Here is a 17,098-nt window from a genome sequence, read left to right as displayed (position 1 = left end):
ACCGCATGCAGCAGCAAACCGCGAGTCGGCCTCTCGAAGGTGTGCGCGTGCTCGATTTTTCGATCATGCTGGCGGGACCCTATTGCGCGCGGTTGCTTGCCGACGTCGGCGCCGAGGTGATCAAGATTGAACCGCCGGAGGGCGACGACATGCGGTTGCGGACGCCGCTCCGCGACGGTCACAGCGCCTATTTCGGGCAGCTCAATGCCGGCAAGCAGAGCCTTGCGCTCGACCTGAAGAGTGCCGAAGCGATCAGCCTAGTGCATCGACTGGTCGCGGAGGCGGACATCCTGGTCGAAAATTTCCGGCCGGGCGTGATGGATCGCCTCGGCCTCGGCTACGACGCTCTGCGCGCAATCAATCCGCGCCTGATCTATTGCTCGATCTCGGGCTACGGACAGTTCGGCCCTGCGGCCGAGCGGGCGGCCTACGCCATGATCGTCCATGCCGAAAGTGGCTTCGATCGATCCCTGATGCGCTATGCCGGCGACCGCGATCGCCCGGCCGCCGGCGCGATCTTCGTTGCGGATGTGCTCGGCGGCATCTTCGGCTACGCCGCGATCCAGACCGCGCTCGTCCAGCGTGCACGAACGGGCGAGGGGCAGCGGATCGACGTTGCATTGATGGACTGCATGCTGAACCTGTTGGTCTATGAACTGCAGGAGGCGCAATTCCCGAGCCCGGTGCCGCGCGCGGCTTATGGGCCGGTGCGCGCCGTCGATGGCGATATCCTGATCGCGCCGATCACGCCGCGGAACTTTGCCGCGCTCTGCGAGGTGACTGGGCAAAGCGAGCTCGCCGATGATCCCCGCTTCAAGACGGTGCCGGGACGCGGCGCGAACTGGACCGCGATGATGCAGGTCGTCGAGAAATGGACCGAGCGGCATTCCGTCCGCGAAAGCATGGATGCGCTGGGTAAGGCCGGCGTGCCCGCCGCCGAGTATCGCGATCCCGGCGCGGCGTTCACCGATCCGCATCTTCTGCAACGCGGTGTATTCGAGACGATTGCTGACGGAGCAGGGGAGTTCATGGGAGTAAACGCGCCCTGGAAGATGTCGGGTGCGGCGGCCACTTCGATGCAGCGGGAAATCCCCGCGATTGGTGCTCATCGCGATGAGGTGCTCTCGCGCGTCCTCGGCCTTTCGGCGGGGGCAATTGCCGACCTTGCCCGGGCAGGAGCATTTGGAACGACGGCGGACTAGCCGACCTTCAGGTGACGAACGGCGTGGCATGGGTGCGCCGCGAGCTGTCCCTCGTGAGGCTACGTTGGTGCCCAATATCCAAGGTCTGACGGGATCGCAGCGAGATCGGTCGCGGCCTTTTCAGTCACGCCAGTGTCGCGATCGCTTGCGGTCCGCTCACGTCGCGAGAGCGAGGCTTGCCATCATCAGGCCGATCGCAGCGATCCAGCCTCCGAGGGCGCGAACGGCGATGAACCGCCAGGATGCTGAATTGTCGGGCAGCGTTTGCCTGAACATGGCGGTCAGCGCCATCGTCAGCGTGATCACTGTGTAGCCCACACAGGCGAGGCCTGCCGCAAACAGCAGCCGATCGGTCTCGGGCCCGAGCTCGGCGCCGTTCGCCGCGCCCCGTATCACGGCGACCGCGAACGCAATTGCGCACAGCACGACGGTGGGAACTTGCGCGGCTGCTGCGAGCAGCATGCCGATCGCAAGCATCATGGTCGCGTCGGCGAGCTGCGTCGCGGCCGCGCCGAAGAAGGACGCGAGCGGCAGCCCGGCCAACAGGCCGAGCGGAAACACCAGGATGAGCCAGCGCCCTTTGGTGGCGCCAAGCGTGCCTGCCAGCACGCCGGTCGCGGTCCAGAGCAGGACATCCTGAAGATCGGTGAGCGGGTGCGAGGCTCCCATGTAGAAATCACCGAGGCGGGCCGCGACGATATGGGCCTCAGCTGCGTTCGCCCCGGTCAGCAGCAACGCTGCGGCGGTCAAGGCCCGTGCAAGGTGCAATCTCATGCGACGGCTCCGAGACCCTGCGCGAGGAAGTAGCAGCCGATCCCGGCGATGCCGGCGCCAAGTCCCTGAATGATGCGCTCGCCGGCGGGCCAGCGCGTCAACGTGCCGATCATGATGCCGCACAGATGCAGCAGGCCGGTGGCGGTGACGAAGCCGACGCCGTAGGCCAGCGCATTCGCCGCGCGGGGAAGCTCGGCGCCGTGCGCATGTCCATGGAAGATCGCGAAGATCGCGACGATCACGGCGGCCACAGCAAAGGGCAGGCGCAGCCGGGCCGCGACAGCGACACCGAGGATCACGGCGGAAATGGCAATCATCAGCTCGGGCATCGGCAGCGGAACATGCAGCACGCCCAGCACCCCGCCGATCGCCATGACGAGCGGGAACGTGATCGGCAGGATCCAGATGGCGGGCGCGCCGAGCTGCGCGCCCCAGATCCCGACAGCCACCATGGCAATCAGATGGTCGATGCCGGTGACCGGATGCAGCAGGCCGCTGGCGAGGCCGCCGGCCACGCCAGCCTGCTCGTGCGCGAAGGCCGGTTGCGCCAGTGCGAACGAAGCGATTGCGATCGTGAGGGCTCGGGAAACGCGTAAAGACATCATGTGCGACTCTCGCTCAGATCACGGCGAACACGCGCGCCAGACGGCCGAAGAACCAGAACATCGACACCGACCCGATGAGATAGGCCGGCAGCGCCTCGCCCCAGCGCGGCACGACGGCATCGAGCCGCCGATGCGCCCAGATCAATGCAAGCACCAGCAGCACGAAGGCAAGCTGTCCGATCTCCACGCCGATGTTGAAGAACAGCAGCGCCGCCGGCAGCAGGCGGCGTTCGAGCCCAAGTCCCGCCAGCGCGCTCGCGAAGCCGATGCCGTGAACCAGACCGAAGCTGAAGGCAACCATCCAGGGATAACGCGCGGTGAGCCCGATCTCGCCGCGTTGCTGCTTGACGATCTCCACCCCGACGAAGGCGATGCTCAACGCGATGCAGGCGTTGAGCGGGCGTTCCGGCACGCCGATCAGGCCGAATGCCGCCGCGGCCAGCGAAGCGCTGTGCCCGATCGTGAAGGCGGTGATGGTCTTCACCAGCCGCCAGCCGCCGCCGACGATCCAGATCAGGCCGAGCACGAACAGCAGATGATCGGCGCCGAGCAGAATGTGATCGATACCGTAATTCACATAAGTCTTGGCCAGCTCGATCCAGGTCTCGAGCGTCGGCGCGCCGGTACCGAGCACGGAGACGACGGGATTGGCCGTCGAGATGGTGTAGCTGCGCGGCTCGCCCTCGATTGGGATGACCTTGATCAGGACGACCGACATGTTGGAGCCGAGATTGGTGATGGTGATCGGACCAATCAGCCCCTTCTGGCCGCAGTTCATCTCGGGCAGGCGCAGGAAGCAATGCGGCGGCACCCGCAGGTCGACCCGCGAGGCGCCGATCGACGGCTCTATGCTCCAGCGGCCGACGAAGGCGCCGGGCCGAACCTCGCGGAATTCGAGCACGCCCATCGCCGCTTCATGCGCATGAAGCGCCGACGGCCGGATCAGCACAGCCAGCGCGAAGGTCAAGGCCAGCAGCGCCAGCCGCAAATATCGAATCGCGGTCACGGCTCGTTCCGCACTTGATAGGATGCCTTGAGCCGCTTGACCGCTTCCCAGGCGCGCTTGCGGGTTTCCTCCGTGTGCCAGTTCCTGGCGGCCTCATCCCGAACGCTGTCGAGACTGGCAAGGTTTCCGGCCTGGCGCGAATCCAGCCGGGCGACGTGCCAGCCATCCTTGGACTGCAACAGTTTCCACTCGCCCTGCGGCATCGCCAGCAATCCGTCACGGAAGCTGTCGCCAAAGGATGCGGAGAGACTCTCGACGGGGCGGCCGAGGATGGCGCGCGTGAGCTTCTGCAACTCCTCGGATTCGCGCTGCTGGGTGATGTCGTCGAGCTGACGTTGCGCCGTCTCCTGATCCGTCGGCGGGGTGATGTAGAATGAGACGCGCTCAGGCTCGTCGAAGCGGGCGTGATTTTCCGCGAACCATGCTTGCAGCTGCTCGTCGGTGGGACGCGGCACGCGGATCTGATCGAAGATTAGCAATTGCATCTTGTAGGCGACCCGGTCGCGGATCGTCTCATCGCCGCGATCCACGGCAAGCGCTTTGCCTTCGCGATAGAGAATCTCGCTCGCGACCCAGCTATCGATCATCTTCTGGAGCTGCGCCTCGGAAGGAGCGCGTTCCTTGTCCTCGTCGAAATTGTCGATGAAGGACTGCCGCATCGCCTTGGTGACGGTGATGACCTTTTCGTCCTTGGCCGGCGGATGCAGCACCGCGTCGATGCCGAAGATGATCGCCCCTAACAACGTGAAGTGCAGCAAAGGCTCACGCGAGAGCCGCACCAGTGTCGAGACGAACGAACGCGAGGACTTCGTTGCTCCATGCGCGATATCATTCGGGTCTGAACCTTCGATACGCGATATCGGAAAGGGCTGCACTTCAACTGGTGTCGCTGGCATTGACATACGGTTGTCACAAACTTTCTTGGCACGCGCGTTCGCCGCGTCTTATGCGGCAGTGCTTTTCATCTGTCATCCTCTATCGCTCATGCGGCGAAGAAAAATGCAATGGGAAAACGCAAGAGACAAGATGCCGCACATGCAGCGCGCAGTTGTCGCGGTCAAACACAAATCCTTCACGAAGCTGTATCGTAACTCTGGCCAGTATCGCCGCGTGCAGGGAGCCGCGCACGCGGATGAGCCAAACGGCTCTCAACTCCCCGCACCTCTGACGAATTTTCTCGATATATGACACGAGGGGCGATAGATGTTTCCATCCGGCAAGACGATCCTGTTGACTGCAGCATCGGCAACCTTGGCGCTGACGCAGAGCGCTGCAGCCGACGACTGGGGGCGCGGCGAGCGCCGCGGCAATCCCTATGTTGCCGGTGACATGCACAACCACAACACCTGCACCGATGGTTCGGTCGCAGCCGGCTACACGATCGACCGCGCGGTCGGCCGCGGCACCGCGTCTGCCGGCGGAAATAACTTCGATCTCGACTGGTTCACGCTCGGCAACCACGGCGGTTCCGGCAACCGCGACTGCCGCTTCAGCGACACCAGCGCCAATCTTCCGGGACAGACCACGACGACCTGGAGCCAGACGCTCGGTCAGACCATCGACGGCATCACCATCAGCAGCCTGAAGGGCACCCCGAACGGCACCGGCAGCGGCGCGCAGATGTGGCGCTGGCAGTCGATCCGCGAGGTCGAGTATCCGACCATCGTCAATCGCACCAACACCTACGATAAGGTGCTGATCGAAGGTCTCGAGTGGATCGCGCCCGGCCATGAGCACGTCGACGTCGCCGTGATCACCGGACAGCACCCGAAGCACCCGCGCAAGTCCGGCAACGCGGACAAGATGGCGGAATTCGAATACCGCTTCGACCGTGCCGACACCGATGCGATCGGTCCCACCATCGACGCCGGCGGCAACCAGCTCTGGCCCGGCAAGGACAACGTCAACAACACGGGCACTGCGGGTCACCAGAAGGCGCTCACCGGCATCAAGTGGCTGCAGCAGAACTATCCGCTGCAATCCTACGTCATCCCGACCCACACCGAACGCCAGGGTCCGTTCAGCGCGACCGCCAACAAGGGCTATAACATCGAGCACTTCCGCGACTTCAACAACGCGGGCCCGACGGTGGCATTCGGCATCGAATCGCCCGGTCACTTCGCTGAGGGCGGCGCCACGGGCGGCTCCGGCTCGTACACGACCGGCGCGGTCGGCGGCGGCACCTACGGCATGAGCGGCATCTACACCGCGAAGGTCGGCGGCCTCTGGGACGGTCTGCTCGGCGAAGGCCGCAACTTCTTCATCTTCGTGAGCTCCGACTGGCATAGCCGCGGTGCGGGCGGTGCGCGTGATTCCTTCACGACGGCCGACTTCATCCCCGGCGAGTACACCAAGCTGTACGTTCCGAATGCCGGACGGTTCTCGTCGCAGCACGTCGTCGACGGCATGCGTTCGGGCAACTCGTACTCGGTCAACGCCGACCTCATCGGACCGGATCTGGTGTTCCGCGCCAAGGCGCGTGGCGACGACTGGAAGACGATGGGCGAGACGCTGGTCGTGCGGCCGGGCGACAAGGTGACGGTCGAGATGGAGATGACCGTCCCGGCCGAGAACAACGCGCCCTACAGCTTCAACAACCCGCTGCTGCTGCCCGTCGGCATCAAGCAACCGCTGAACAAGCCGTCGCTCGACCACGTCGACCTCATCACCGGCAAGATCACCGGCGTGGTCGCGCCCGATGCGGCCGGCTATGCGGTTCCGAATGCGGCCGGTACGGCTGGTGCGGCGATCGTGTACAATCCGACGGCGACCATCGCCCAGCAGATCCTGGCAAAGCAGATGCATCGCGAGCATCGGGACCATGGCGCTGTCCGCCTGAAGTTCACGACGACGTTCACCGCCGGCAACACGCCGTTCTACATCCGCGCGCGCGGAACCAACATTCCGAACGGCACCCCCAACGTCAGCGACACCGCCGGCAACCCGCTGGTCGACGCCAACAACGCGCTGGTCAGCTGCACCGATCCGGCTTGCCCCGCGCATCTCGAAACGGTGAACGGCGCCAAGAAGGTGACCCACGACGTTCAGGCCTACTCGAACGTCTGGTTCTACGCCAACCCGATCTTCGTGCGGCCGGAACGTTCGCCGAAGCTGCTGGTCGAGACCAATGCCGAGCTGGCTCGCCGGCTCGGGCAGCGCGCGGACAACGATCATGATCACGATCATCACGACCATGATCACGACGATCATCATCACGACCACCACTAACGCGATGATTTGAGGCCATCCGGCGGGGCGCATGACAAATGCGTCCCGCCGTACTTTCTTTCGCAATGCGCAAGTCCGACAGCACGACCTCGATGTATCTGCTCCGTATCTCGATCTGCACGCTCTCGTTCCTCCTTGCCGGCTTCGGCTGCGCCCTAGCCACCTCCGGTGCGGTGCCTGCCTCGGACGAGCCCACCCGGGAAGACTGCAACGCCGCGGTTGCGGAGGCGCGCGCGTTGGCGGCCGATCTGCCGCCGGATCATCTGTCCCGCTACTTTGCCGAGCGGCATTTGCACCAGGCGCTGGTCGAAGCCGGCAATGGCGAGTTCGACGAATGCGTCGATATGGCCGCGCGTGCCTCCGACGAGGTGCGCGAACGGCGCCATGAGCTGCAGCCGGGCGAGCAGCTGAGAGTGCTCAAGCCCAACGAGTAGCGGGAGCGGAGATCTTGCGCGCTGTCATTGCAGCGTCATCTTTCCCCGCGCATTGTTGGCCGAGCTTCACCAACAGGTAGATGTCGCGACATGGATCAGATCGAGCCGCTTTTCCCGATTCCCCTCATGCGCTCGCCTGGGCTGCTGCCGCCGTCGCTGAACGAGGCCGCCGTCACCGCGATCCGCAGCACCAAGATCGAAGGCAATCTGCGCTCGGGCCAGCTGTTTCACACCGAGGTCGCCGATCCCCGCGACAACGAGCTGTTTCGCCAGATCGCCGAGCTTGCCATGCCGAAGCTGGTCGATTTCGGCGTCCTGCTGTTCGGCGAGCAGCTGCGCTGGACGGTCAAGGAGATGTGGACCAACATGCTCGAGACCGGCGGAAACCAGACGCTGCATTCCCATGCCAACAGTTTCGTGTCCGGCATCTTCTATCTCACGCCGTCACACGCGGCGTGCAAGACGGTGTTCGTGCGGCCGCCCGGTGGCTCCGACTTCTCCTTCCGCCACCACACGCGCAGTGCTGCCATCGGGCCGTTCAATGCGGGTAAATACGTCTTGCCGGAGGCCGAGCCCGGCGATCTCGTGCTGTTCCCGAGCTATCTCTACCACGAGGTCCCGCGAAATCCGGGCGGACAGCGGATCACGATCGCCTTCAACGCGATTCCGGACCATCTGGACTGTTGGGGCTATCGCATCAACTTCGCGCCGTGAGGCCGTCGATCACTCGTTTCTCAGGCCGAACTCGCGAAGCAGCAGGTCCCTTGCCTCGCGGCGGGACGGCGCCGCCTCGTTGATCCTGCGCAGCAGGCGTGCGGCGGCCGCGCGGTCCGAGCCGAGCAGGGATTTTGCCATCCCCATCAGCGGCCCATAGGCCGGATCGAACTCGGCGCTCAGGCGAAGCGCGTCGATAAGGCCAGGCGCGGCCGCGTCGATCAGCGCGGCTCCGCGCGGATCGCCTGGCAGAGATGCACCGGCCTCGAGAAAGCGGTTGCGCGCGGCCCAGTAGGCATTGAGGCGCGTGCCCAGCGCGTCGCGCTCGGCTCCGCGGGCGAGGAGTTCATTCGGATCCGGGCGAATCTCCTTCGTGACGGCAAGCAGCAGTGACCAGGGTGCTGCCGTGAGCGCACGGACATTTCGGCGCGCATCGAAGGTCACGAACGGATAATCGTCGGTGTTGCGCGGACCCTCGCCGGCGAAGGCGGAGAGGGCTTGCGGGCCTGCCACATACTGGCCGAGGATATCGATCGGCGCCTCGAATCCGAGCGGTCGAACGACGGGCGCGATGGCGGGATCGCGAAGCCGTGCAGCCAGCGCGTCGGTGTCGAGATGGCCGCCGTCCCGCGTTCCGATCAGCGCAAGCATCGGTGTGCGGACGCTGTAGTGATTGAGCCAGGCCGCGCCGTCGGGATAGATCTCGAGAAAACCGCGGACGATGGCGCGCAGCGACGGCATGTCGAGCTGGTACAGCGGCAGCCATTGGCAGAAGATCCCGCCGGGCGCGAGGCGCCTTTTCACGGCTGCGAAATGCTCCACGGTGTAGAGCGCGCCGCTGCCGTCGAGCGCGGGATGAAACAGGTCGGCGATGATCACGTCGTGCTGGCCGGTGTCCGCAGCGACGTAGCGGCGGGCATCCGCCACCGTCACAAGCGGCGCTGAGGCTGGCGGCGGATTGACGAACCAAGGAAGCAGGTCGACCACCTCGCGCGACAGCTCGACCGCACGCACGCTGACGCCGGGCATCTGCGCGCCGCCGACCATGGTGGCGCCGGTACCGATGCCCAGGAACAGGGCGTGGTGCGGGGCTTCGTGCAGCAGCAGCGGCAGCATCGCCTGCCGGTAATCGGAGCGCGTCGAGCTCGTTCCGCCCATGCGGAAGTGGCCGTTGATCTCGAGGTAGCGCACGCCCGCGGCGTCATCGACCACGCTGGCGGTCGCCATCGGCCCTTCACGCACCGCCAGCAGCGCTCCACCCGGCGGCACGCGCGTCAATGATGGCGCAGGATTGAGCCACAGGATGAGCGCGGCGATCGCCGGTACCGCGGACCACAGCAGCGCCGATCGGCCGGGCGGCAGCAGCAGCAGATAGCCGATCGCAACGGCAAGCAGCGCCGTCCAGGCACCAAGGGCCGGAATCAGGAATTGCGCCGCCAGCAGCGGCGCGATGCAGGCGCCAAGGCTGTTGATGCCGACCGCCGCTCCGACCGAGCCGCGCTGATCGCTCACCCGCTGCGCCAGCAGGCCGAACAGTGCACCCATGGCGGTTGCGGGGACCAGGAACAGCGCGATCGCGACGGCCAGCTCACCGAAGATATCCGCCGAGGATACGGTCTCGACCAGACGGCCGGCATAGGGTGCAAGCGCCGCGGTCGCGATGCAGGCGAGTGCGGTTGCCGCGAGCAGGCCGCGGAGGTTTCCATCCCCCGCACCGCGCCCGGATCGCTGCCAGAGCAGGCTCCCCGCCGCGGTGCCGAGCAGATAGGCGGCGAGCAGCCCAGCGAACGTGTAGACAGTGTCCTCCATCACCTGCGCGGCGAGCCGGACCACAAGGACCTCGAAGGTGATTCCGAGCAGTCCCGTGGCGAACAAGGTGATGGTGAGCCGCACATCGCGGATGCGTTCCGGCCGGCGTTCCTCAGCATCGGCCTTGGCTGCTGGCGATCCGAGCGCAAGCGCGCCAAGCGCGCAGAGCGCGTTGACAGCCGCGAGGCAGAGCAACGTGCCCGAAAATCCCAGCGCCGGGATCAGGAGGAATGTCGAGACGAGCGTGCCGGCCAGAGCCCCGGCCGTATTCGCGCCGTAGACACCGGCCGTGACGCGGGCTTCGCCACGCGCGTCCCGCATCAACCGTTCCAGCGCGGCCAGGGTTCCGCCCATCGCCATCGTTGCCGGCAGCAGCACGAGGGTCGGCAGCGCCAGGCTGCCGGCCCAGAGCAGGGCAGGCGACGGCTCGGTGCCGAGCAGGGGAGCAAGAGCACGCCCCGCGGCGGGCAGCAACCAGACGCTGATCAAGCCCCACACGGCGATGACGGCTTCGAGCATCGCATAGACGCGCCATGGCGATGTCGCGCGGCGGATCGGCCGATCGAGCGCGAACGCGCCGAGAGCTAGGCCGCCGAAGAACCCGGCGATGACCCCAAGCACCGCCATCATCTCGGTGCCCAGCACAAGGCTCAACTGGCGCGTCCACACGATCTCGTAGCCGAGGCCCGCAAAGCCCGACGCCGTCACGATCGGCACGAGGGCCCGGGCGCGGCTTGCAGCCTGGCGCGCGCGCGCCGGTGCGGTCTCGCTCTGGACCGCGCCCGCGAACCGGCCAGCCGAAGCGATCGCGATGCTGTCCGGCTCAGATTGCATTCCCCTCACTCCTGTTCGAACGCGACCGCTTGCGCGAGGCAAGCTGAGCGCTTTGCATCGGCCGTCGTTCTCAGGGCCGATCAGAGCATTTGCTCTATGTCAGATTTTTTCAGGATTTGTGACGGCAGGTCGGCGCCGGTTGCCGGTGCGATCAGAATCTCGCCGCCACCGTCAGCCGCACCGCAAGCGGCTCAGCCGGATGGACGTGACGGTCAGCGACGCCGTCGATGGGCTCTCCCGGCAGGCGGGACAGATAGTAATATTCGATCTGGTTGGTCTGGGCGTTGAAGAGGTTGAGCACGTCGAGCTGCACCTTCACGCCATTGTCGAACCTGTAGCCGGCGCGTGCATTGAAGATCAACGACGACCGCGAACGGACGCTGTCGTCCTCGATGAGCGGACGCGGACCGAAATAGCGCGCCTTCAGGCTGCCGAACCAGCCGGTGTCGCCGCCCAGCGTGATCGCGCTGCTTGCGACCCACGCCGGTGCGCCGGGGATTCGGGATCCGGCGGGGTCGAAATCGGTGAAGCGCGCGTGGGTCTGCGCGACGTCGAGATCGACCGTCATCCACGGCAGGGGCTTGTACTCGTTCGTCCACTCGACGCCGACGCGGCGGCTGGGCCGGCTCGGCTCGGTGGTGCCGGCGTCCCCGACGAACAACAGCTCGGAGTCGAAGTCGAGCACGAACACTGCCAGCGAGCTGGTGAGGCCCTCGATCACCTTGGTACGGATACCGAGTTCGGCGCCGCGCGAGCGCACCAGCAGCGGCACGCGGTCGAGCGGGGTCACCTTGTCGTTGGGATCGACGGTGATCGTCGCGCCGCGGATGTCGTTGCTGTGCAGGCCGTAGCCGGCATTGCCGTAGAACTCGGTCTTGTACCAGGGGCCGAGCACGATGCCGGCCTTCGGGCTCGCCATCGAGGCCTGCGCGTTGCCCGAATTCTGCGGCGTATCGCTGAAGACGTGTCCAGCGAAGAAATCCTCGCGGATGCCGGCCGTGGTGTGCAGCCAGTCGTTCCAGTGCGTGGTCGTATCGGTCCAGAGGCCGACATTGCCCTCCTGCACACGGTCGTCGCGCACGGTCAACAGCCAATTGCGCTGCTCGGTCTTGAACAGGCCGACATGGATGTCGTCGTAGCGGCTCTGCAGGCCGACGCGGGTCTGCGATTCGAGGCCGGCAAAGCGCCAGTCGAACGTATGGCGCGCATCGAAGCCGCCGAGCGTACGACCGTCGAGCTGGCTGAACTGGTCGCCATTGACGGGATTGTCGAGGAAGTAGGTGAAGTTGTTGAACAGCCGCAGGTCGGAGCGCACGACATAGGCGCTGACATTGGTTTGCCCGTACTCGCTCGACTGCGCCCAGTTGCTCGACAGGCTGAACCGGCTGGAGGTGCCGCCATCGGTCGGATCGAGTGTGCCGAGACGGCTGATCAGACCCTGGTCGATCGCGCGTTGCGGGACCTGATCGGTCGAATTCCAGCCGTTGGAATAGGCCATTGCCGTCAGCGTCAGGCCGTCGGTCGCGGTGCCCTGGCTGTAGCGCATGACGCCATTCAGCTTGCGGACATCGTCGGGGATGTCCCACGGCCCGTCATACTTGTTGGCTTCGAACGCCGTCAGCAGCGTGCCATCGCCGACGCGGGTCGATCCCGCCGCCAGTGCGCGCCGATAGCCGAAGCTGCCGAAGGTCATCTCCGCGAAATTGTGCGGCAGCTTGTTGACATAGTCGATCGCCACGGCGCCGGCGGATGCGAAGTCGCCCTGGTCGGCGAAATACGGTCCCTTGCGGACGTTGACCGACTGGATCAGCTCCGGGATCAGGAAGTTGATATCGGCATAGCCTTGCCCATGACCGTGGGTCGGCATGTTGACGGGCATGCCGTCGACACTGATCGCAAGATCGGTGCCGTGATCGAGATTGAAGCCGCGCAGGAAATACTGGTTGGCTTTACCCTCGCCGGAATGCTGCGTGACGATCAGGCCCGGCACCACTTCCAGCGCCTCGCCGGGGCGCGAGAACGGGATAGCGTTCACCTGCGCGCCGCTGATGCGCATTGCGCTGGCGGCTGTGGGTTGCAAGGCGGTCGAACCGGCCGGCGCTGCGCCGGCCGCACCGCCGCCCTCGGCCTGGCTGTCCGCGCGAGCGGCAGTCTGGCTGTGCACACCAAGGTCCTTCCGCGGTTTTCTGCGAGCGTGTCGTTTGGGATGCTGATGGTCTGCCGCCGCAATGGTGACCGGCGGAAGCTCGGCGGGTGCGGCCGAGCTGCTCTCATGGGCCGGAGCCGGGAACGCGCAAAGGGTGGACGATGCGGCGGCGGAAAACACCCGCAACAAGACCCTACGCACCACGATATCTCCGCACGACAACCATTGCAGTCCAATGGCCATACTATGGCAGGTGAGTATGACGATCCAGCAACAATATCATACTAGACCTCAGGCGGCCATTGCGAGTAGCGAATTGTTACAGTTACAACCAAAAAGGCGCATTGCCGGCGGCTTGGACGCTCAAATTCATCTCTGCGCCGTTGCAGTCGGATAAGCCGTTGAAACATCGGGCAAGGTAATCGCCGCTTCGCACGGTTGTCACATCGGTAACCGATAAGCCTTGCTTCCCTCGGCGCTGCCTGTCCTGCATATGCAGGCCGCCAGCTTTGCGTGACTGAGAAACTTGTACTGCTGGCAATTGGCTGATGACGAGGGACATGCGAGCACATCGGGCGATACGGCGGATCTCGGCATGGTTCGCGCCCATGCTGGCGGCATTGCTTGCCGTTTCCGCTCCGACCTTTGCGCTGCCGTCGGATTTTTCGGATGCCGACGCGCCAGCCTACCTCGTGCCGGCGCCTGACCGCCCGCTTCCGGAAGTTCCCGCAACACCGGCATCGGCCGTCGGCCCTGCGGCGCGATCAGCCTCGCCAGTCAAGCGGGAGGCGATGAAGGGCAATCCGCTTTGGGCGGTGCCGCTCGCAACGTTGTCGGAGACGGGCGAGCGACCGATCTTCTCGGCCTCGCGGCGCCCGCCACCGCCCGTGGCTTCGGTCGCCGCGTCGAGCGCGCCGCCACCGCCAACGCCGTCCGGCCCGCCGCAGGCCGAGTTGCATCTGGTGCTGGTCGGAACGGTCATCGGCGGCGACCAGAGTGTCGGGATTTTTGTCGACGAGGACAGCAAGACCACACTGCGCCTCAAGCTCGACGGCGACTATCAGGGCTGGAAACTTCTTTCGGTGCATCGCCGGGAGGTGATCATGGCGCGCGGCGAACTGACCGAGACCTTGGAGCTCACGAAGACGGGCCAGGGCGCGTCCGCAAACGTGTCGGCAGTTGCGGAAAGCACCGCAAAGCGCGGAAGCTCGCACACGGCGCAGTACGATTAGGTGAGTTGGTTTACGCGCGTTCGATATGAGCCCGGATCGCGGCTCGCTCGGCGTCGATCCAGCCATGCTCGCGGGCCTTGGCCACCATCTCGGCGTAGCGCTGGTCCCAGCTCGCATCGTCAGGACGGCCGGTCAGGGTCGGCACGAGATCGATCGCGACGAGCGCATCGCGCTCGTCGAGTAGCGTGATCCCTTTCCAGCCCTGCGTTTCGGGCCGGGCGCCGGCATGCAGCACCAGCTTGAACCTGCGGAAGTCCATCGGCTCCGTCAGCCGGACGATGCCACCCTCGAAGCATTCGATGATCACGACGCCGCTCCCTCGTGCGATGCCCGGCTAGAGCGTGATCCGGAAAAGTGCGCAGCGGTTTTCCGAGAAGATCATGCTCAAACAATACCCTAAAGCGCGATGACGATTCATCCTGATCTCATCGCGCTCTAGGCTTGCGGCAAGGCGCGTAGCGCGCCCTGGAAATTGACGAGGGGATCGCCATTCCCGCCGCGCGTCGCCACGATCCTGCCGATGAAGAGACCGTGCGTGCCGACCACCTGGTGGTGATGTAGCACGCATTCCAGCGCGCCGATCGCCGGTTCGAGCAGCGGCACGTCGAGGACACCTTGCTCCCACGGCGCCGTCGCGAAGCGCTCGAGGCCCTTGATGCCGCCGGCGAAACGCAGCGCCAGATCTTCCTGACCCCGGCCAAGGAGGCTCACTCCGAAGCGGCCGTTGGCGAGGATGGCGGCGTGCGTTTCGGAGCTCGAGTTGACGCCGACGAGCAGACAGGGCGGGTCCATGCACAGCGAGGTGACGGAGCTGACCGTCAGCCCGCGCCGTGTGGTTTCCGTTCCCGTCGCAACGATCGCTACGCCGCTCGCGAGATTACGCATGGCCAGCCGGAATTCGGCGGCTTCGACGGAGTGGAAATCGGTCATCTGCGAGATCTGACATCCCATGACGTACCTCCGGGCCTGCGCTCGCGCTGAGCTATGCCGAAACCGCTTCGCCCGCGACTTTGCCGCGACCGGATTTCAGCTCCTTCCGGATCGCGGGAATGATCCTGCTGCCCCACAATTCGATCTGGCGCAGCATCGTGCGCTGATCGAAGTCGCCGAGCTGGGTCTGCAGCGCGATGTGGGTCGGCTTGAGAATGCTGATCTCTTCCAGCATGCGGTCGATCACCTGGTTGACGTTGCCGACCGGCAGGTTGCTGCGCATCGTCTCCAGGCTCATGTCGTTCGGTCCGGCTTCCTCCTTGATCAGGTAGCCGTCGTCGCTCTGGGCGCGGCGGAACTTCAGGCTTTCGGAGAGCCGGCGCTGGAAGCGCGCGTTGTCGAGATAGGACTGGATCTCGCTGTCATTGTCGCTGGCATAGGCACAGCGCAGGAAGCCGAAATGCGTATCGTCGATGGAGCGGCCTTCCTTGGCCGCGATTCCCTCGAGACGTTCGCGCAAGGCCTTGATTGCGTCGAGGCCGTTCAAGAGCGCGGTGACGAAGAGGTTGTGGTTGTCGCGGATGGCGCGGCCGAGCGTCTCGCCGTGGCCGGACGTGACCCAGATCGGCGGCATCGGTTTCTGCACCGTGCGCACCGCGATCGCCGTCGGTGGCATCTTCAGGTGCTCGCCGGAATAGGAGAAGATGCGCTCGCGCATGCCGGCCTGGAGCACGTCGTAGAACTCGGCGAACAGCGCATGCGAATGGTCGAGGTCGACGCCGAAGCGGTCGAACTCGAATTTCTGGTAGCCCGAGCCGATGCCGAGATCGAGCCGCCCGTTCGAGACAATGTCGGCAAAGCCGATTTCGCCGAGCAGTCGCGCCGGGTTGTAGAGCGGCAGCACGCAGACGGCCGAACCGAGGCGGATGCGCTTAGTGAGGCCCGCGCAATGCGCGACCATCATCAGCGGCGAAGGACACAGGCTGTAATTGTTGAAATGGTGCTCGGCATACCAGGCCTTATCGAAGCCGGCATGCTCGGCGGCAACGGTCTGCTCGACGGCGTTGTTGATCACCTGCTGCGAGGTCTGATGATAACCGCGCTGCTGCGCCAGAATGAATACGCCGAATTCCATCGGTTGCCTCCTCCACCCAATTGCGGTCGCTCTTGCGACGCGTTCTCATGAGATTATGGCCTTGAGCTTTTTCGAACAATTGGCGTAATCTGAGCATGTCTTTTGCAAAATCTGAAAAGATCGATGAATCGCCTCCAGGCCATGGAATTGTTCGTCAGCGCCGTCCGTGAGGGCAGCTTTTCGGCGGCCGGGCGCCGCGTCGGGCTCTCGCCGGCGTCGGTGTCGCGCTACATCGGCGAGCTCGAGGCGCAGCTCGGCGTGCAGCTTTTGAACCGCAGCACGCGCCATCTCGGCTTGACCGATGCGGGCAAGATTTTCTTCCAGCGCACCGAGCAGGTGCTGCACGGCATCGAGGATGCCGAGGCTGCAGCGCTCTCGCTCCAGACCGCGCCGCGCGGAACGCTGCGCGTGCACTCGCGGACGCTGTTCGGCATCAAGGTGCTCTCGCCCCTGATCCCGGGCTTTCAAAAGCTCTATCCGGAGCTGAAGGTGGAGCTGCGTCTGTCCGAGCGGCGCCCTCAGCTTCGCGAAGATGAATTCGACGTCGACTTCCAGATCCAGGCAGCGAAGGACCCAGGCCTCATGCAGCGAAGGCTGCTGCGGAGCGAGCGGATTCTCGTGGCCTCACCGGACTATGTCGGCCGGATGCCGAAGTTGCGCGAACCGGAAGACATCACCCGCCATCATTGCCTGACCTACTGGATGGGCCCGGACGATGTGGTCTGGAAGTTCATGCGCAGGAACAATTTGCGCGAGATCGTCGTACCGTCGTCCCTCAGCAGCAACAACGGCGTGGTGTTGTGCGATCTCGCCGTCACCGGGCACGGTATCGCGCTGCTCGACGATTACACTGTGGCGGAGGAATTGAAGAGCAGGCGCCTGGTCCGTCTGTTGCCCGGCTTCCGGGTGACGAATTCCACCTTCGACGAAGGAATCTACGCGACGTTTCTCCAGAGCAGCTATCTGCCGGAGAAGATCAGAGTCTTTGTGGACTACATGGCGGAGAACGTGCCGAAGCAGATCAAGAGGTCGGCGCACTAGAGCAGAGG

The 17,098-nt window shown here is 65.0% G+C and carries 16 protein-coding genes; 6 read left to right on the top strand and 10 right to left on the bottom strand.

The features are described from left to right. Positions 1-5: 5 nt before the first annotated feature. Positions 6-1,202: a CaiB/BaiF CoA transferase family protein gene (locus WN72_RS34530; RefSeq protein WP_092216128.1), complete on the top strand. Its 1,197-nt coding sequence runs from the start codon at positions 6-8 to the stop codon at positions 1,200-1,202. 156 nt (positions 1,203-1,358) lie between these two features. Here WN72_RS34530 and WN72_RS34525 read toward each other — a convergent pair whose 3' ends face one another. Genes WN72_RS34525 through WN72_RS34510 form a run of 4 tightly spaced genes read right to left on the bottom strand, consistent with a single transcriptional unit; the run spans position 1,359 to position 4,345 of the window. Further along, positions 1,359-1,976 (bottom strand): HupE/UreJ family protein, encoded by a 618-nt coding sequence (locus WN72_RS34525; protein ID WP_092216127.1) that lies wholly within the window; start codon positions 1,974-1,976, stop codon positions 1,359-1,361. Continuing rightward, a complete protein-coding gene (locus WN72_RS34520; RefSeq protein WP_027564612.1) occupies positions 1,973-2,578 on the bottom strand; it encodes a HupE/UreJ family protein in 606 nt (201 codons plus the stop codon). Before WN72_RS34520 ends, WN72_RS34525 begins: the two co-directional genes overlap by 4 nt. A gap of 16 nt (positions 2,579-2,594) precedes the next feature. After that, positions 2,595-3,587 (bottom strand): HupE/UreJ family protein, encoded by a 993-nt coding sequence (locus WN72_RS34515; RefSeq protein WP_092216126.1) that lies wholly within the window; start codon positions 3,585-3,587, stop codon positions 2,595-2,597. Next, positions 3,584-4,345: a peptidylprolyl isomerase gene (locus WN72_RS34510; protein WP_322596972.1), complete on the bottom strand. Its 762-nt coding sequence runs from the start codon at positions 4,343-4,345 to the stop codon at positions 3,584-3,586. Before WN72_RS34510 ends, WN72_RS34515 begins: the two co-directional genes overlap by 4 nt. Before the next feature lie 445 nt (positions 4,346-4,790). On the opposite strand from WN72_RS34510, the gene WN72_RS34505 reads away from it, so the two are divergent. The 3 genes from WN72_RS34505 (at position 4,791) to WN72_RS34495 (ending at position 7,963) form a co-directional block, all read left to right on the top strand. Continuing rightward, positions 4,791-6,815, top strand: coding sequence for a hypothetical protein (locus WN72_RS34505; RefSeq protein ID WP_027564609.1), 2,025 nt, complete (start codon positions 4,791-4,793; stop codon positions 6,813-6,815). Positions 6,816-6,853: 38 nt separating this feature from the next. Further along, a complete protein-coding gene (locus tag WN72_RS34500) occupies positions 6,854-7,249 on the top strand; it encodes a hypothetical protein (protein WP_322596971.1) in 396 nt (131 codons plus the stop codon). 90 nt (positions 7,250-7,339) lie between these two features. After that, complete coding sequence (locus WN72_RS34495; RefSeq protein WP_092216124.1) at positions 7,340-7,963, top strand: 2OG-Fe(II) oxygenase family protein; 624 nt, start codon at positions 7,340-7,342, stop codon at positions 7,961-7,963. 9 nt (positions 7,964-7,972) lie between these two features. Here WN72_RS34495 and WN72_RS34490 read toward each other — a convergent pair whose 3' ends face one another. From WN72_RS34490 to WN72_RS34480, 3 genes are all read right to left on the bottom strand, one after another. Next, a complete protein-coding gene (locus WN72_RS34490; protein ID WP_092216123.1) occupies positions 7,973-10,606 on the bottom strand; it encodes a spermidine synthase in 2,634 nt (877 codons plus the stop codon). 151 nt (positions 10,607-10,757) lie between these two features. Further along, entirely contained in the window at positions 10,758-12,995 is a 2,238-nt protein-coding gene (locus tag WN72_RS34485) for a TonB-dependent receptor (RefSeq protein WP_092216122.1), read from the bottom strand. 82 nt (positions 12,996-13,077) lie between these two features. After that, on the bottom strand, positions 13,078-13,314 hold the full coding sequence (locus tag WN72_RS34480; protein ID WP_143130596.1) for a hypothetical protein: 237 nt from the start codon (positions 13,312-13,314) through the stop codon (positions 13,078-13,080). A 229-nt stretch (positions 13,315-13,543) separates the two neighbouring features. Here WN72_RS34480 and WN72_RS34475 point away from each other — a divergent pair, with 229 nt between their 5' ends. Then, complete coding sequence (locus tag WN72_RS34475) at positions 13,544-13,984, top strand: general secretion pathway protein GspN (protein ID WP_141263130.1); 441 nt, start codon at positions 13,544-13,546, stop codon at positions 13,982-13,984. A 10-nt stretch (positions 13,985-13,994) separates the two neighbouring features. Here WN72_RS34475 and WN72_RS34470 read toward each other — a convergent pair whose 3' ends face one another. The 3 genes from WN72_RS34470 to WN72_RS34460 all read right to left on the bottom strand — a co-directional run bounded on the left by WN72_RS34470 (position 13,995) and on the right by WN72_RS34460 (position 16,049). After that, on the bottom strand, positions 13,995-14,291 hold the full coding sequence (locus WN72_RS34470) for a hypothetical protein (RefSeq protein ID WP_092216121.1): 297 nt from the start codon (positions 14,289-14,291) through the stop codon (positions 13,995-13,997). Between the two features lie 128 nt (positions 14,292-14,419). Then, positions 14,420-14,914 carry a flavin reductase family protein gene (locus WN72_RS34465; protein ID WP_027564603.1) on the bottom strand — a complete coding sequence of 165 codons (495 nt, stop codon included), beginning with the start codon at positions 14,912-14,914 and terminating at the stop codon, positions 14,420-14,422. 52 nt (positions 14,915-14,966) lie between these two features. Beyond that, a complete protein-coding gene (locus WN72_RS34460; protein WP_092216120.1) occupies positions 14,967-16,049 on the bottom strand; it encodes an LLM class flavin-dependent oxidoreductase in 1,083 nt (360 codons plus the stop codon). A gap of 123 nt (positions 16,050-16,172) precedes the next feature. On the opposite strand from WN72_RS34460, the gene WN72_RS34455 reads away from it, so the two are divergent. After that, positions 16,173-17,090, top strand: coding sequence for a LysR family transcriptional regulator (locus WN72_RS34455; protein ID WP_092216119.1), 918 nt, complete (start codon positions 16,173-16,175; stop codon positions 17,088-17,090). Positions 17,091-17,098: the final 8 nt, after the last annotated feature.

The sequence above is a fragment of the Bradyrhizobium arachidis genome (assembly GCF_015291705.1).
Lineage (GTDB): Bacteria > Pseudomonadota > Alphaproteobacteria > Rhizobiales > Xanthobacteraceae > Bradyrhizobium > Bradyrhizobium arachidis.
This window is presented reverse-complemented; position numbering and strand designations above follow the sequence as displayed.

What these genes read in the sequence shown, in the direction of transcription:
- WN72_RS34530 (WP_092216128.1), top strand. Translation starts at nt 6, where the DNA reads ATGCAGCAGCAAACCGCGAGTCGGCCTCTCGAAGGTGTGCGCGTGCTC.
- WN72_RS34525 (WP_092216127.1), bottom strand. Translation starts at nt 1,976, where the DNA reads ATGAGATTGCACCTTGCACGGGCCTTGACCGCCGCAGCGTTGCTGCTG.
- WN72_RS34520 (WP_027564612.1), bottom strand. Translation starts at nt 2,578, where the DNA reads ATGTCTTTACGCGTTTCCCGAGCCCTCACGATCGCAATCGCTTCGTTC.
- WN72_RS34505 (WP_027564609.1), top strand. Translation starts at nt 4,791, where the DNA reads ATGTTTCCATCCGGCAAGACGATCCTGTTGACTGCAGCATCGGCAACC.
- WN72_RS34500 (WP_322596971.1), top strand. Translation starts at nt 6,854, where the DNA reads ATGCGTCCCGCCGTACTTTCTTTCGCAATGCGCAAGTCCGACAGCACG.
- WN72_RS34495 (WP_092216124.1), top strand. Translation starts at nt 7,340, where the DNA reads ATGGATCAGATCGAGCCGCTTTTCCCGATTCCCCTCATGCGCTCGCCT.
- WN72_RS34490 (WP_092216123.1), bottom strand. Translation starts at nt 10,606, where the DNA reads ATGCAATCTGAGCCGGACAGCATCGCGATCGCTTCGGCTGGCCGGTTC.
- WN72_RS34485 (WP_092216122.1), bottom strand. Translation starts at nt 12,995, where the DNA reads ATGGCCATTGGACTGCAATGGTTGTCGTGCGGAGATATCGTGGTGCGT.
- WN72_RS34480 (WP_143130596.1), bottom strand. Translation starts at nt 13,314, where the DNA reads ATGTCCCTCGTCATCAGCCAATTGCCAGCAGTACAAGTTTCTCAGTCA.
- WN72_RS34475 (WP_141263130.1), top strand. Translation starts at nt 13,544, where the DNA reads ATGAAGGGCAATCCGCTTTGGGCGGTGCCGCTCGCAACGTTGTCGGAG.
- WN72_RS34465 (WP_027564603.1), bottom strand. Translation starts at nt 14,914, where the DNA reads ATGACCGATTTCCACTCCGTCGAAGCCGCCGAATTCCGGCTGGCCATG.
- WN72_RS34460 (WP_092216120.1), bottom strand. Translation starts at nt 16,049, where the DNA reads ATGGAATTCGGCGTATTCATTCTGGCGCAGCAGCGCGGTTATCATCAG.
- WN72_RS34455 (WP_092216119.1), top strand. Translation starts at nt 16,173, where the DNA reads ATGAATCGCCTCCAGGCCATGGAATTGTTCGTCAGCGCCGTCCGTGAG.